This is a genomic window from Acidaminococcus sp. (assembly GCF_057597765.1).
This window is the reverse complement of record NZ_DBMBXK010000011.1, coordinates 15,132-29,608: the sequence shown is the minus strand read 5'-3', so window position 1 is coordinate 29,608 and position 14,477 is coordinate 15,132. Positions and strand designations below refer to the sequence as shown.

Here is a 14,477-nt window from a genome sequence, read left to right as displayed (position 1 = left end):
GCTCCTGGGGTGGAGCACGCGGGCGATGGGGTCCGGTTTCCTGGTCCGTAGCCGCAGCCTTTGACCGACAGGGCAAGGCGATAGGCTGTGAGCCTCCCGCCAGGGACGAACGGGCCTGTCCTCCCGGCGGAGAGCCCTTGCGGGTGTATGGGTATAGAAGTTTTTGCCCTCTGTGCGGCCGGGACGGGTTTGCCTGCGGCGAAACCCCTACATCGTTGGGGTCAAAGACTCGTACATCTGGCGAGCCGCCGGTTGTGCGGTCTCTGCGGGCCCATGCTCTTCACTCTGCACTCTTCACTTTCGGACATGAATGAATAACTATACTGTGATGAAGGTTTTACTGAGAACTTGTTGACACATACGGGAAAACAAGATGAAATTGACAACGGGGTGGGGGTATGTTAAAATTTTTACGGTTTGAAGATTCGTTCATGGATTTTCAGAAATTTCACGGACCACTGGACAGGGGTACTGCCTTTTCGGGGCAGCTGTCCGGTCAAGGCCATACGGACAGCCGGGTCCACTGCCGAATTGGCGGCAACTGGTTTGCAGCCTTATTGATTGAACTTTTGGGTTCAACTTTTATAAGTTGGTTACTTCATAACCGCAATGCGTCTGTGCGCAGACTTGTGAAACGGTCAATAAGAGTCGTTCGTAACGGGGGATCCCCTGATAGAAGCAAACCGAAATACCGGATGAGACCTTAAAACGCAAGCTGCAAGGGGGCAGCTTGCGTTTTTTTGTACAGAAGTAAAAAATGAACTGGGGAGGGAAAAAGCTTGGAAAAGCAATATCGGTTGAAACAGGATCGGGCGCCCATCTACGAAGCTCTGGAAAAGTTCCGGAAAATGCGGGTGGTGCCCTTTGACGTACCCGGCCACAAACGGGGCCGAGGCAACCCGGAACTGACGGAGTTCCTGGGCGAAAAATGTGTGGGGGTGGATGTGAACAGCATGAAGCCCCTGGACAACCTGTGCCATCCGGTGTCGGTGATCCGGGAGGCGGAACAGCTGGCCGCTGACGCCTTCGGAGCCAGCCAGGCCTTCCTGATGGTGGGGGGCACCACCAGTGCCGTCCAGTCCATGATCCTGTCCGCCTGCAAACGGGGAGACAAGATCATCCTGCCCCGGAACGTCCACAAAAGCATGATCAATGCCCTGGTGCTCTGCGGAGCCATCCCGGTGTACGTGAACCCGGACGTGGACAAGCGGCTGGGGATCAGCCTGGGGATGAAGCGGGATGCAGTGGCCAAGGCCATCCGGGAGAACCTGGATGCGGTGGCTGTGGTGGTGAACAACCCCACTTATTACGGAGTGTGCAGTGACCTCCGGGCCATTGTAAAGATGGCCCACGATGCGGGGATGCTGTGCCTGGCCGATGAAGCTCACGGCACCCATTTCTACTTCGGCAGCGGGCTGCCCGTTTCCGCCATGGCCGCCGGGGCCGACATGGCCGCCATCTCCATGCACAAAAGCGGGGGCAGCCTGACCCAGTCCAGCTTCCTGCTCACCGGTCCCAAGGTCCACGCCGGCTATGTGCGCCAGATCATCAACCTGACCCAGACCACCTCCGGCAGCTACCTGCTCATGTCCAGCCTGGACATCAGCCGCCGGCGGCTGGCTCTCCACGGACGGGAAATCTTCCACAAAGTGGTGGACATGGCGGAATACGCCCGGCAGGAAATCAACAACATCGGAGGCTACTATGCCTTTGGCCGGGAACTGATGAACGGGGATTCCGTGTTCGACTTCGACAACACCAAACTGAGCATCCACACCCTGGATATCGGTCTGGCCGGCATCGAAGTGTACGACATCCTCCGGGATGATTACGACATCCAGATTGAATTCGGGGATATCGGCAACATCCTGGCCTACCTGTCCATGGGGGACCGGATCCAGGATCTGGAACGGCTGGTCAGCGCCCTGGCGGAAATCCGCCGCCGGTATCAGAAGGATCCCACCGGCATGCTCACCCAGGAATATGTGGAACCGGTGGTGGTCACCAGTCCCCAGGAAGCTTTCTATGCCGAGAAGGTGAGCCTGCCTCTGGAGCAGTGTGAGGGCCGGGTGTGCAGCGAATTCGTCATGTGCTATCCTCCGGGGATCCCGCTTCTGGCCCCTGGGGAAAAAATCACCAAAACCGTGCTGGAACATATCCGGTACGCCAAAGAAAAGGGCTGCAGCATGACCGGTTCGGAAGATCCGGAACTGCTCCACCTGAATGTATTAGCATAAGAGGGGGATACAACCAATGGAAATGTGGTTCAGTGAATTCCATACCCCGGATGTAAAACACAGCCTCCGGGTCAACCGTCACCTGTTCTCCAAACAGAGCGACTTCCAGCGGATCGATATTTTCGAGACGCCGGAATTCGGCCGGGTGCTCACCCTGGACGGGAACGTGATGCTGACGGAACGGGATGAATTCATCTATGACGAAATGATGACCCATGTGCCCATGGCCGTCCACAAGGGCATCAAGGACATCCTGGTAATCGGCGCCGGGGACGGGGGCGTGGTCCGGGAACTGACCCGGTACGACCGGGTGGAGAAAATCGACCTGGTGGAAATGGATCCCATGGTGGTGGAAGCCTGCCGGAACTATCTGCCCGGGAACGCCTGCCGGATGGACGACCGTCGGGTGCACATCTACTTTGAAAACGCCCTGAAATTCATCCGCCACCGGGAAAATTCCTACGACCTGATCATTGTGGATTCCGTGGATCCTTTCGGTCCCTCCGAAGGGTTCTTCACCCGGGAATTCTACGGCAGCTGCTACAATGCCCTCCGGGAAGACGGGATCATGGTGAACCAGCAGGGGAGCCCCTTCTACAAGGAAGACGCCATTGCCATGCAGCGGAGCCACCAGCGGATCGTCAGCACCTTCCCCATCAGCAAGGTATACCAGGCCCACATCCCCACCTATGCGGCAGGGTACTGGACCTTCGGCTTTGCCAGCAAGAAGTACCATCCCATCAACGACCTGGACGCTCCCGCCTGGGAAGCCCTGAACATGCACACCCGGTACTACACCACCCGGCTCCATGTGGGAGCTTTCTGGCTGCCGGCTTTCCTGGAGGAAATGCTCAAAGAAGTGGAAACGGAAGAAGGCTGCAAAAATGCTGACAAATAATGTGGAAACCTTCCTGGCCTGCGACGCTCCTTACGAAAAGGCCAAAATCGTCCTGTTCGGAGCCCCCTTTGATTCCACCACCAGCTATCGGCCCGGCACCCGGTTCGGGTCTTCCGCTATCCGCCACGAAAGCTTCGGCCTGGAAACCTACAGTCCCTACCAGGACAAGGATCTGACGGACTATGCAGTGTTCGACAGCGGGGACCTGGAACTGTGCTTTGGCAGTTCGGAAATGGCCCTGAAGGACATTGAGGACCGGACTGCCACTATCCTCCAGGACGGGAAGCTGCCCTTTATGATCGGAGGCGAACACCTGGTGACCCTGGGCGCCTTCCGGGCAGTGCTGAAAAAGTACCCGGACCTCCAGATCGTCCACTTTGATGCCCACACGGACCTGCGGGATGACTACCTGGGGGCGAAACTGAGCCATGCCTGTGTGATCCGTCGGTGCCACGACCTGATCGGGGACGGGAAAATCCACCAGTTCTGCATCCGCAGCGGGGAACGGGAAGAATGGCAGTTCGCCCATGCCCACACGGACCTGCATCCCTTCAGTTTCGGAGGGCTGGAACAGCTGGTCCGGGATCTGGAAAAGAGCCAGGCTCCGGTGTATTTCACCATCGACCTGGACTGCCTGGATCCTTCCGTGTTCCCGGGCACCGGGACCCCGGAAGCCGGGGGCATCACCTTCATGCAGCTGCTGAACGCCCTGCGGCTGGTGGCCAGGACCAATGTGGTGGCTGCCGATGTGAACGAACTGGCCCCCATGCTGGATGCCAGCGGAGCCTCCACAGCCGTGGCCTGCAAAGTGGTCCGGGAACTGCTGCTGGCGCTGTTGTAAAGGTATGCTGCAAAAGCAGCATACCAGCTGTAGAGCCGCACAGCGGCTCAAGTCTGAAGTCTGGAGTCTGGAGCCGAAGGATAAATTTGCAGGCAAATTTATGAATGTGTAAATCGGATCCGGTTTTACAAATTACTGAGGACCCGGCCATAAAGACGGGTCCTATCCTGGGGCTTCAGACTTCCGACTCCAGACTTCCGACTCAGGTCTGCTGCTTGTGCAGCAGACCTCTTAGACACAATATTCCAAGGAGGAAAATATCATGAGCAGAGTCCTTGTTATCGGCTGCGGCGGAGTTGCTTCTGTAGCCATCCAGAAATGCTGTCAGGTCAGCGATGTGTTCACCGAGCTGTGCATTGCCAGCCGGACCAAATCCAAATGCGATGCCCTGGCGGAAAAACTGAAAGGGAAGACCGCCACCAAAGTCACCACCGCCCAGGTGGATGCGGACCATGTGGACCAGGTGATCGCCCTGATCAAAAGCTACCAGCCGGACCTGGTGATGAACATTGCCCTGCCTTATCAGGATCTGACCATTATGGATGCCTGCCTGGCCTGCGGGGTGAACTATATGGACACCGCCAACTACGAACCGGAAGACACGGACGATCCCAAATGGCGGGCCATCTACGAAAAACGCTGCAAGGAAGAAGGATTCTCCGCCTACTTCGACTACAGCTGGCAGTGGGCCTACAAAGAAAAATTCGAAAAGGCCGGCCTTACCGCCCTGCTGGGCTGCGGCTTCGATCCGGGGGTGACCCAGGCTTACTGCGCCTATGCCCAGAAGCATGAATTCGATACCATCGACACCATCGACATCCTGGACTGCAACGGCGGGGACCACGGGTACGCCTTTGCCACCAACTTCAACCCGGAAGTGAACCTGCGGGAAGTGTCCGCTCCCGGCAGCTACTGGGAAAACGGCCACTGGGTGGAAATCCCGGCCATGAGCATCAAACGGGAATACAACTTCGACCAGGTGGGAGAAAAGGACATGTACCTGCTCCACCACGAAGAAATCGAAAGCCTGGCCAAGAACATCCCCGGGGTGAAACGGATCCGGTTCTTCATGACCTTCGGCCAGAGCTATCTGGATCATATGCGCTGTCTGGAGGATGTGGGCATGCTGTCCACCACCCCCATCAACTTTGAAGGCCACGAAATCGTTCCCATCAAATTCCTCAAGGCCCTGCTGCCGGATCCGGCCAGCCTGGGTCCCCGGACCAAGGGCAAGACCAACATCGGCTGCATCTTCACCGGGAAGAAAGACGGGAAGGAAAAGACCTACTACATCTACAATGTGTGCGACCATCAGGCCTGCTACCGGGAAGTGGGCAGCCAGGCCATCAGCTACACCACCGGCGTGCCGGCCATGTGCGGCGCCCTGATGCTGCTTACTGGGAAATGGACCACTCCCGGGGTCCACACGGTGGAAGAATTCGATCCGGATCCCTTCCTGGATGCCCTGGACAAGCACGGCCTGCCCCGGAGCGAATCCCATGATCCGGCTCTGGTGAAATAATGGACTGGAACAAGGTGCGGGAAGAGCGGCCCGCCTTTGCAGGGCTCCGGGGGAAGACTCCGGAAGCCGCCTTCGGAGGGCTGACCACTCCCTGTTACATCCTGGACAAGGCAGCCCTCCGCCGGAACGGGGAGATCCTGAAAGGGGTCCAGGACCGGACCGGCTGCCGGATCCTCCTGGCCCAGAAGGCTTTTTCCAACTACGACCTGTACCCGGTGCTGGAGCCCTACCTGGCCGGCACCGAAGCCAGCGGCCTTTATGAGGCCAAACTGGGCCGGGAAGCCATGCCCGGGAAGGAAGTCCATGTGTTCTGCGGGGCCTACCGGGAAGACCAGATGGAAGAAGTGTGCCAGGTGGCGGACCATATTGTGTTCAATTCCCCCCGGCAGCTGAAGACCTGGGGCCCCATGGCCAAAAAGGCCGGGAAAAGCGTGGGGCTCCGGATCAACCCGGAATGTTCCACCCAGGAAGGCCATGCCATCTATGATCCCTGTGCCCCCGGCAGCCGGATGGGCACCACCCGGGCCCAGTGGGATGCCTGGATGACCCCGGATCTGGTGGAGCTTCTGGACGGGATCCACTTCCACACTCTGTGCGAACAGGATGCCCAGGACCTGAAAAAGACCCTGGATGCTGTGGAAGAAAAGTTCGGGGATGTGCTGCCCCACATGAAATGGGTGAACATGGGGGGCGGCCACCACATCACCCGGCCAGGGTACCATATTCCCCTGCTGGAGGAATGCATTCGCAGGGCCCAGAAGGCCTGGGACGTTACCGTGTACCTGGAACCGGGAGAAGCCTGTGCCCTGAACGCCGGGTACCTGGCCACCCGGGTGCTGGATGTGGTGGAAAACGGAGAGGTGAAGATCGCCATATTGGACACCAGCGCCGCCTGCCATATGCCGGATGTGCTGGAAATGCCTTACCGGCCGCCCCTTTACGGAGCCGGGGAACCGGGAGAGCGGCCTGTGACCTGGCGGCTGGGCAGCGGAACCTGCCTGGCCGGGGACGTGGCCGGAGACTACAGCTTCGACGGGGAACTGGAAGTGGGGGACCTGCTGCTCTTCGGAGACATGGCCATTTACACCACCTGCAAGAACAACACCTTCAACGGCATGCCCCTGCCGGATATCGACGTGCTGGAAGAGGACGGGACGGTGAAGGTGCTGAAACGGTTCGGCTATGAAGATTTCAAGATGAGGTTGGGAAGGTAAAGGGCGGCGCCCTTTGCCTGTCAATTGACGAGAGTGTCGCAAAAGCGACACTCTCTTTTTTTTACAATTCTTTACAAAACTCTGCCCTTACTTTTTACATGGCTCTGGTATCTTATAGCTATAGACAAAAGCAATACTACTGTCATCATGGATTTTCTGTAAGGGAGCGATGAAGATGATTTTGAAAAACAAATGGAAAAAACTGGCTGTGACAGTCCTGGCTGGGATGATGGTCATGGGCGCTTTGGGGTGCGGCGGCCAGAAGGCTGCTGACACCAAGAAGCCGGCTGCGGTCAGCGGAAACATCACCGGGTCCGGTTCTTCCGCCCTGCTGCCTCTGGTCAAGGATGCTGCCGAAAGCTTCAAGAAGCAGCATAAGGAAGTGAGCATCAGCCTGAACGCCGGCGGTTCCGGCATGGGCCTGAAACAGGTGTCCGACGGGTCCGTGGATATGGGGAACTCCGACGTACCGGCGGCTTCCAAACTGCCCAAAGACAAGGCTGACAAACTGGAAGACCACAAGATCTGCGTCATGACTGTGGCCACCATCGTGAACAAGGATGTGGCTGAAAAAGTCAAGAGCCTGACCAAACAGCAGCTTACCGACATCTTCACCGCCAAAGTCACCAACTGGAAAGAAGTGGGCGGCCCGGATGAACCCATTACCCTGGTAACCCGGCCCAAGACCTCCGGTACCCGTGCCCTGTTCGCCAAATACGCCATGGGCGGTGCGGAAGAAGCTTCCAACAAATCTCTGGAAACCGATAACTCCGGCCTGCTGGTACAGAGCGTAGCCCAGAACAAAGGGGCCATCGGTTATGTGGCTCTGCCTTACCTGACCAAGAATGACACCGTAGCCACCATCTCCATCGACGGTGTGGCTCCCACCCTGGAAAACACCTACTCCGGCAAATACAATGTGTGGGGTTATGAACACATCTACACCAGCAAGAATCCGAAAGCTGCCGTCAAAGCCTTCCTGGATTACATCCTGTCCGCCGACTACGGCAAACGGATCGAAGAACTGGGTTATGGTGTGAGCAGCAAGATGCAGGTTAAAGATACCGCTCATGATTAATGAAAAAGGTTTACAAAAGCTGGTACAGGTTCACCGCAAAGAGTCCTTGTCACAGACTGTAATCACGGCCTGCGGCATTGCAGCGGCCCTGCTGCCTTTCCTGATGGCCGCTTTCCTTCTCGTGAAGGGAAGCGGCACCTTTTGGGATTTCGGCCACAGTATTACGGAATTCCTGTTTTCCGCCCAGTGGAAACCCAGTGATACCATGGAGGGCGGCGGCCAGGTAGGGGCGGCCATGTTCATCAGCGGCTCCCTGGTCACCTGCTTCCTGTCCCTGGTATTTGCCCTGCCGGTGAGCCTGGCAGCGGCCATCTACATGTCGGAAATGGCATCTCCGGCGGTACAGCGGCTGATCCGCCCGGTGGTGGAAATGTTCACCGGGATCCCTTCTGTTATTTACGGCTGGGTGGGCCTTACCGTACTGGTGCCCTTCCTCCGGAAAATCTTCCCCATGCCCTTCGGGTTCTCGGTACTGGCCGCGTCCCTGGTGCTGGCGGTGATGATCTTCCCGGTGATCACCACCATGGCCGCTGACGCCATGCTGGCGGTACCCAAGAGCTGGCGGGATGCTTCCTACGGTCTGGGAGCCACCCGGTGGGAAACCATCCGGAACGTGATCCTCCCGGCTGCCCAGCGGGGCATCTTCACCGGCGTGGTGCTGGGCCTGGCCCGTGCCCTGGGGGAAGCCCTGGCCGTGGCCATGGTCATCGGCCAGATGAAACGGTTCCCCACGTCCCTGTTCCTGCCGGCGTCCACCATGACCACGGTGATCGCCAACGACATGGGAGGTGCCATGGAAGGCGGGGAATACAGTGCAGCCCTGTGGACGTTGGGTCTGCTGCTGTTTGTGATTTCGTTCATCCTGATCTTTATCATCCATACCTTTGGTAAAGATCCCCTGAAACTGAAAGAGGAGGACTGACCATGGGAGACATTGCCAAGAAAAAGACCATGGACCGGTTCATGAGCCTGCTGTTCACCGCCGGCGCAGCCGGGTCCGCAGTCCTGCTCTTCGCCTTTATCCTGGATGTGGTGGGACAGGGCCTGGGAGCCCTCAGCACGGATATCCTGCTGAGCCTCCGGGACATGTTCTTCAACACCCTGTACCTGGTGTTCCTGGCCCTGGTGATCAGTGCCCTGTGGGGCATTCCCGCCGGGATCTACTTGGCGGAATACGCCCAGGACGGGAAACTGACCAACTGGGTGCGGATGGCGGTGGAGACCCTGTCTTCCCTGCCTTCCATCGTAGTCGGCTTGTTCGGCTACCTGGTGTTCATCGTCATGACCGGTTCCCAGTGGAACCTGATGGCCGGCGCCCTGTCCGTTTCCATCCTGACTCTGCCCCTTATGGTGTCGGTGACGGAAAACGCCCTGAAGGACCTGCCTCCTGAATACACCCTGGGCAGCCTGGGACTGGGGGCTTCCAAATGGCAGACCATCTGGAACGTGCTGCTGCCGGCCTGCCTGCCCCGGATCATGACTGGCCTGATCCTGGCAGCGGGCCGTGGCTTTGGGGAGGCCGCCGCGCTGATGTTCACCGCCGGGATGTCCACGGACATCGATTGGGGCAACTGGGACTTCAGCTCCACCACCTGCCCTTTGAACCCCTTCCGTCCCGGGGAAACCCTGGCCCTCCATGTGTGGGTCATGCGGACAGAAGCCCTGAGCCCGGATGCGGGCAAGATCGCCGGGGTCACTTCCGCCATCCTGATGCTGGTGGTGGTGCTGTTCAACGTACTGGCCCGGTACATCAGCTGGAGACTGGAAAAGAAGATGGAGGGAACTGCCGATGAGTGAGCAAGGAAACGGACCTGTTTCTCCGGAAACACTGGTCTTCGATATCCAGCACCTGAACCTGTTCTACGGGAAGCACCAGGCCCTGAAGGATATCAATATGAAAGTGAAGCGCAATGAAATCACCGCCCTGATCGGGCCTTCCGGGTGCGGCAAAAGTACCCTGCTGAAGACCCTGAACCGGATGAACGACTGGGTATCCGGCTGCCGGGTGGAAGGGAAGATCCTGTTCGAAGGAAAGGATATTTTCAAGGAAGTGGATCCTCTGGCCCTCCGGTACCGGGTGGGCATGGTGTTCCAGCAGCCTTCTCCTTTCCCCAAGAGCATTTTTGACAACGTGGCCTACGGTCCCCGTGTCCAGGGCATCACCAACAAAGCCCAGCTGACGGAGATCGTGGAAAAGAGCCTGCGCCAGGCGGCCATCTGGGATGAACTGAAGGACCGTCTGGACAAAAGCGCCCTGGGCCTGTCCGGCGGGCAGCAGCAGCGGCTGTGCATCGCCCGTACCCTGGCTGCCCAGCCTTCGGTGATCCTTATGGACGAACCCACCTCCGCCCTGGACCCTATTTCCACCCAGAAAATCGAAGACCTGGCCCTGGAACTGAAAAAGGATTACACCATCGTCATCGTAACCCACAACATGCAGCAGGCCAGCCGTATTTCTGACAAGACCGCCTTCTTCTACCTGGGAGAACTGGTGGAAATGAACGATACGGAAACCCTGTTCACCAATCCTTCCGAACCTCGGACGGAATCTTACATCACCGGCCGGTTCGGCTGAGAGAGGAGCCATTATGAGAGATGCCTATGTAAAGACCCTGGCGGAAATCCAGGACGATGTGCGGGTGCTGATCACCAGCCTGGAAAAGACCCTGGAAGAGACCAAGACGGCCCTGTTCAGCCAGGACCTGGACAAAGCCCGGATGGTCCGGGACGGGGACGACAAGTTCGACGAACAGATCCGGGGGATCATGCGGAAAGACCTGACCGTCCAGGTGCTCCAGTCTCCGGTGGCTTCCGACTGGCGGAGCCTGATGGGGACCTTCCGGGTGCTCAGCGAACTGGAACGGATTGCGGACCACTGCTCCGACATGGCCCTGTACATTGCCCGGATCCTGGAGCGGAATCCGGTGGTGAAGCCTCCTGAAGGGTTCAAAGAGATGTACGAGGACATGCAGTCCCTGCTGGAAGAAAGCTTCCGGTGCTACCTGGAAGGGGACGACGAAAAGGCCCGGTACATCGGGGACAAGGACGACATCGTGGATGCGGATTTCGAACGGCTGCTGCCCAGACTCACCGACGAGATCAAGAAAGATCCTGATGACGTGGCCTCTTACGTGGACTACGTGCTGCTCCTGAAATACATGGAACGGACCGCCGACCACGGCACCAACATCGGCAACTGGGTGCTGTACATGAAGAAGAACCTCCTGAAGGGGGACAATGGATTTACCATGGACTGAGGAAAAAGGGGAGTGTGGAACGTGGAAAAACGCACGTTCCACACTCCCTTTTTATCAGCTGTCAATAGTCAGCGGTCAGCGGCCGGTGGTAGGCCTCTACCTGCCTTCCTTTCGGCTGGAGGAGGGGGAAGCCTGGGGGGTGGAAGGCCCTTGTGGCAGGGCTTCCTGGCCCCGCTGCTCCTTGTGGGAGACGGCACCCTGGGCGGGGTGATCCCCCTGTGGCTGCTGCGGAAAAAGGATATTGCCCCGTATCTCTGAGGGGCTATGGTATAATGAGAACCATACGGACGGAAGAAACCGAAAGAAAGCAGGAAAAACCATGACTTTACAACAATTGCGCTATATTGTGGCCATTGCTGAGGCAGGGACCTTCAGCGGGGCGGCCAAAGCCCTGTTCATCACTCAGCCCAGCCTGACCAAGATGGTCCGGGAACTGGAACGGGAAATGGGTATCCAGATCTTCGAACGGACCAACAAGGGGGTCCATCTGTCCAGGGACGGGGAAATCTTCCTGGGCTATGCCCGGCAGGTGCTGGAACAGGCGGATCTTCTGGAATCCCGGTACAAGAAGCAGGCGGGAGGCAAGCAGGAATTTACCGTGTCCACCCAGCATTATTCCTTTGCGGTGAACGCCTTTGTGGACCTGATCAAGGAATACGGCCGGGACGCCTACGACTTCAGCCTCCAGGAGACCCAGACCTACACCATCATCGACGATGTGGCCCATATGCGCAGTGAAATCGGGATCCTGTACTACAACGATTTCAACCGAGCCGTGCTCCAGAAGATCTTCAAGGCCAACGACCTGGTGTTCCGGGAACTGTTCGTGGCCCGGCCCCATGTGTTCCTGAACGCCTCCCATCCCCTGGCAGGACGGGAAAGCGTCTCCATGGAAGAACTGGCCCCCTATCCCTATTTGTCCTATATCCAGGGGGACCACAACGCCTTCTATTTCTCCGAAGAGATCTTCAGCACCGTGGTCCGCAGCAAGAACATCCGGGTCACCGACCGGGCCACCCTGTTCAACCTGCTGATCGGCCTTAACGGATACACCGTTTGCAGCGGGGTCATCGACCAGAAGCTGAACGGGGCCAGCATCATCGCCGTGCCCCTCCAGAAAGAAGGGGACATGCACATCGGCCTTCTGACCCACAAACAGACCCATCTCAGCCGCCTGGGGAAAGCCTATGTGGAGGCCCTGGAGCGGTATATCGCCGGGCAGGTGGGGGAGGAGACAGTGAAGAGTGCAGAGGGAAGAGGAGGACGGCGAACCCTGAGAAACCATTGCGGGTCCGCAGGGGCTCCACGCCGGGAGGCCCGCACCAGGCAACAGCCGGATCTGCACGGATCCGTAGGGGCCTCACGCCGGGAGGCCCGCCTCATCATAGCCAATATGTAAAGACATATTGAAAAATAATCCATACATCAATATGGATACATGTAACAAAATACATGGATTTTGCCATATTATCAGTTTTATTGTATAATACCTTTTATAGAACTATAAGAGAAACCAATACTCCTTATGAGGAAAATAAAAGGGAGACACAGCACAAGGTGGGAGACGCAATGGAACTGAAAGAACAGCGGTATGTGTGTACGCTGGCGGAATACGGAAACCTGACCCGGGCGGCGGACCGACTGTATATTTCCCAGCCGGCTCTGAGCATCTACATCAGCAATCTGGAAAAACATCTGGGGACCCCTCTTTTCGACCGGGAAGGCAAAAAATTCGAACTGACCAAAGCCGGGGAACGGTATGTCCTTCATGCCCGGAAAATCCTGGAAGAATCCAACCAGTTCAATGAAGAACTGAACATGATACTCAGTGACGAAGTGGGACGGCTTCGGCTGGGGATTTCCCTGCTCCGGGGCCCCTGGCTGCTGCCCCGGGTACTGAAGGCCTTCGGAGAAAAATGGCCCCATGTGGAACTGACCCTGCGTCAGGGGAACATCATGTTCCTGAATGAACTGCTGAACAACCATGAACTGGACATGATCATCGTCAACGGAGAAAACTGGGACCGGACCATGGAGTTCCGGGAACTGTTCGAGGAGGAATTCCTGGTGGCTGTGCCCCAGGGCCATCCTCTCAACAGCCAGGCGGTGTTCCGGGAAGGCCATCCCTACGGGATCCTGGAGCCGGAAGCCCTGAACGGCCAGGTGCTTCTGTCCACCACCCAGGAACAATCTTCCCGGGACCTCCAGGACAGGATTTTCCGGAAGTACCAGATCCATCCCAGCCAGATCTATACCATCCGGAGCATCGAACTGATCCTCCAGATGGTGGCGGAAGGGTTCGGTATCACCCTGGTCCGGGAAGCCTATACAAAAACCTTCCGGTATTCCAAACCGGTGAACCTGTACCAGCTGGATGTGCCGGAACACCGGCGGAAGGTGGTGGCCGCCTTCCACCGCCGGGAAAAAGTGCCCCGGTACATGGAGGACATGATGGAAATGCTGAAAAAGAGAGGGCTGGAAATCATGGCCGGAAGACTGTAACGGAAAAGAGCCTTTTTAGTTTTTAAATATGACTCTTAAGAAAAATATATTTCGAAAAAATCCATTTTACTGCTATCCTTTAGTTGGGTAAAGGGGGCAGTGAAATGGATTTTTTTGCATTTCAGATGAGGACGAATGTCTAGTCATGTGAACCTGGAACAGGAAAAGAGATGGTCAGTAGATGGCATGGAACCAGACATGGATATTTACATAATTATTAAATAAAAAGTATAAAAACTAAATGAAATGTATCAAAAACCATGGTATAATTTGAAATGTTTTTATGCAAGAAATACTTGTTCTTAATTTAGTAACAACTTTATGCATGCAGGTATCTTTGCCAGGAGAAATCCTTTTAGCAGGAAGTAAGGAAGGGGAAAACATGGACAATCAGACGAGAAGAGAAAAACTGTATGAAATGCTGGAAACTGCGGAAGCACCATTGACCGGGGTGGCCCTGTCCAAAGCCCTGAACGTGACCCGGCAGATCATTGTGGGAGACGTGGCCTTGCTCCGGAGCAACGGGAAAAAAATCATTTCCACCGCCCGGGGATACCAGCTGGCATGGGAGGTCCCGGAAAAAGGCTTTCACCAAGAACTGCCCTGCCAGAGCCAAAGTATGGATGAAGCAGAACTGGAAGCGGAACTGAATGTGGTAGTAGACAATGGGGGCATCGTCCATGGCCTGGTCCTGTCCCATGAGGTCTACGGGGTGATCCGGGTGTCCATGAAACTGTACAGCCGGCGGGATGTGCGGCAGTATATGGACCGGATTAGAGAGGAAAAGGGGCCCCTGATTGTGGCACTGACCCAGGGACGGCACGTACTCCAGGTGGAAACCCGGAATGACGAGGACATGGATGCTCTGGAAGAGGGCTTAAAAGAGATGGGTGTACTGGCATAGGAAACGCGGGACTGTTGCGCAGGC

13 protein-coding genes are annotated in these 14,477 nt (G+C 57.0%); all 13 read left to right on the top strand.

Annotated features, from left to right (window positions below):
• The first annotated feature begins 779 nt into the window (after positions 1-779).
• The 13 genes from ACZOF8_RS08240 to ACZOF8_RS08180 all read left to right on the top strand — a co-directional run bounded on the left by ACZOF8_RS08240 (position 780) and on the right by ACZOF8_RS08180 (position 14,453).
• The gene (locus ACZOF8_RS08240; RefSeq protein ID WP_487426758.1) at positions 780-2,237 is read left to right on the top strand and encodes an aminotransferase class I/II-fold pyridoxal phosphate-dependent enzyme; all 1,458 of its coding nucleotides are present in this window, start codon (positions 780-782) and stop codon (positions 2,235-2,237) included.
• Between the two features lie 16 nt (positions 2,238-2,253).
• The gene (gene speE, locus ACZOF8_RS08235; protein ID WP_022488190.1) at positions 2,254-3,135 is read left to right on the top strand and encodes a polyamine aminopropyltransferase; all 882 of its coding nucleotides are present in this window, start codon (positions 2,254-2,256) and stop codon (positions 3,133-3,135) included.
• On the top strand, positions 3,122-3,976 hold the full coding sequence (speB, locus tag ACZOF8_RS08230) for an agmatinase (protein ID WP_154488480.1): 855 nt from the start codon (positions 3,122-3,124) through the stop codon (positions 3,974-3,976). Before speE ends, speB begins: the two co-directional genes overlap by 14 nt.
• 262 nt (positions 3,977-4,238) lie before the next feature.
• A complete protein-coding gene (locus ACZOF8_RS08225; protein WP_154488481.1) occupies positions 4,239-5,498 on the top strand; it encodes a saccharopine dehydrogenase family protein in 1,260 nt (419 codons plus the stop codon).
• Entirely contained in the window at positions 5,498-6,712 is a 1,215-nt protein-coding gene (locus tag ACZOF8_RS08220) for a carboxynorspermidine decarboxylase (RefSeq protein ID WP_154488482.1), read from the top strand. Before ACZOF8_RS08225 ends, ACZOF8_RS08220 begins: the two co-directional genes overlap by 1 nt.
• Positions 6,713-6,887: 175 nt before the next feature.
• Positions 6,888-7,790, top strand: a complete 903-nt coding sequence (locus tag ACZOF8_RS08215) for a phosphate ABC transporter substrate-binding protein (RefSeq protein ID WP_022488194.1) — start codon at positions 6,888-6,890, stop codon at positions 7,788-7,790.
• On the top strand, positions 7,783-8,712 hold the full coding sequence (gene pstC / locus ACZOF8_RS08210) for a phosphate ABC transporter permease subunit PstC (protein ID WP_353844367.1): 930 nt from the start codon (positions 7,783-7,785) through the stop codon (positions 8,710-8,712). The genes ACZOF8_RS08215 and pstC overlap by 8 nt, the downstream gene beginning before the upstream one ends.
• Before the next feature lie 2 nt (positions 8,713-8,714).
• Complete coding sequence (gene pstA, locus ACZOF8_RS08205) at positions 8,715-9,587, top strand: phosphate ABC transporter permease PstA (protein WP_022488196.1); 873 nt, start codon at positions 8,715-8,717, stop codon at positions 9,585-9,587.
• Positions 9,580-10,365: a phosphate ABC transporter ATP-binding protein PstB gene (gene pstB / locus ACZOF8_RS08200; protein WP_154488486.1), complete on the top strand. Its 786-nt coding sequence runs from the start codon at positions 9,580-9,582 to the stop codon at positions 10,363-10,365. Before pstA ends, pstB begins: the two co-directional genes overlap by 8 nt.
• Positions 10,366-10,378: 13 nt before the next feature.
• On the top strand, positions 10,379-11,047 hold the full coding sequence (gene phoU / locus ACZOF8_RS08195) for a phosphate signaling complex protein PhoU (RefSeq protein WP_154488487.1): 669 nt from the start codon (positions 10,379-10,381) through the stop codon (positions 11,045-11,047).
• A gap of 319 nt (positions 11,048-11,366) precedes the next feature.
• Positions 11,367-12,446, top strand: a complete 1,080-nt coding sequence (locus ACZOF8_RS08190) for a LysR family transcriptional regulator (RefSeq protein WP_487426757.1) — start codon at positions 11,367-11,369, stop codon at positions 12,444-12,446.
• Positions 12,447-12,616: 170 nt separating this feature from the next.
• Positions 12,617-13,549, top strand: coding sequence for a LysR family transcriptional regulator (locus ACZOF8_RS08185; protein ID WP_441373909.1), 933 nt, complete (start codon positions 12,617-12,619; stop codon positions 13,547-13,549).
• A gap of 382 nt (positions 13,550-13,931) precedes the next feature.
• Positions 13,932-14,453, top strand: a complete 522-nt coding sequence (locus tag ACZOF8_RS08180; RefSeq protein WP_487426756.1) for a 3H domain-containing protein — start codon at positions 13,932-13,934, stop codon at positions 14,451-14,453.
• Positions 14,454-14,477: the final 24 nt, after the last annotated feature.

Bases quoted from the DNA above. Each gene is read 5' to 3' on its own strand.
- phoU (WP_154488487.1), top strand. From the start codon at position 10,379: ATGAGAGATGCCTATGTAAAGACCCTGGCGGAAATCCAGGACGATGTG.
- ACZOF8_RS08180 (WP_487426756.1), top strand. From the start codon at position 13,932: ATGGACAATCAGACGAGAAGAGAAAAACTGTATGAAATGCTGGAAACT.
- speE (WP_022488190.1), top strand. From the start codon at position 2,254: ATGGAAATGTGGTTCAGTGAATTCCATACCCCGGATGTAAAACACAGC.
- ACZOF8_RS08215 (WP_022488194.1), top strand. From the start codon at position 6,888: ATGATTTTGAAAAACAAATGGAAAAAACTGGCTGTGACAGTCCTGGCT.
- speB (WP_154488480.1), top strand. From the start codon at position 3,122: ATGCTGACAAATAATGTGGAAACCTTCCTGGCCTGCGACGCTCCTTAC.
- pstA (WP_022488196.1), top strand. From the start codon at position 8,715: ATGGGAGACATTGCCAAGAAAAAGACCATGGACCGGTTCATGAGCCTG.
- ACZOF8_RS08225 (WP_154488481.1), top strand. From the start codon at position 4,239: ATGAGCAGAGTCCTTGTTATCGGCTGCGGCGGAGTTGCTTCTGTAGCC.
- ACZOF8_RS08185 (WP_441373909.1), top strand. From the start codon at position 12,617: ATGGAACTGAAAGAACAGCGGTATGTGTGTACGCTGGCGGAATACGGA.
- ACZOF8_RS08190 (WP_487426757.1), top strand. From the start codon at position 11,367: ATGACTTTACAACAATTGCGCTATATTGTGGCCATTGCTGAGGCAGGG.
- pstB (WP_154488486.1), top strand. From the start codon at position 9,580: ATGAGTGAGCAAGGAAACGGACCTGTTTCTCCGGAAACACTGGTCTTC.
- pstC (WP_353844367.1), top strand. From the start codon at position 7,783: ATGATTAATGAAAAAGGTTTACAAAAGCTGGTACAGGTTCACCGCAAA.
- ACZOF8_RS08220 (WP_154488482.1), top strand. From the start codon at position 5,498: ATGGACTGGAACAAGGTGCGGGAAGAGCGGCCCGCCTTTGCAGGGCTC.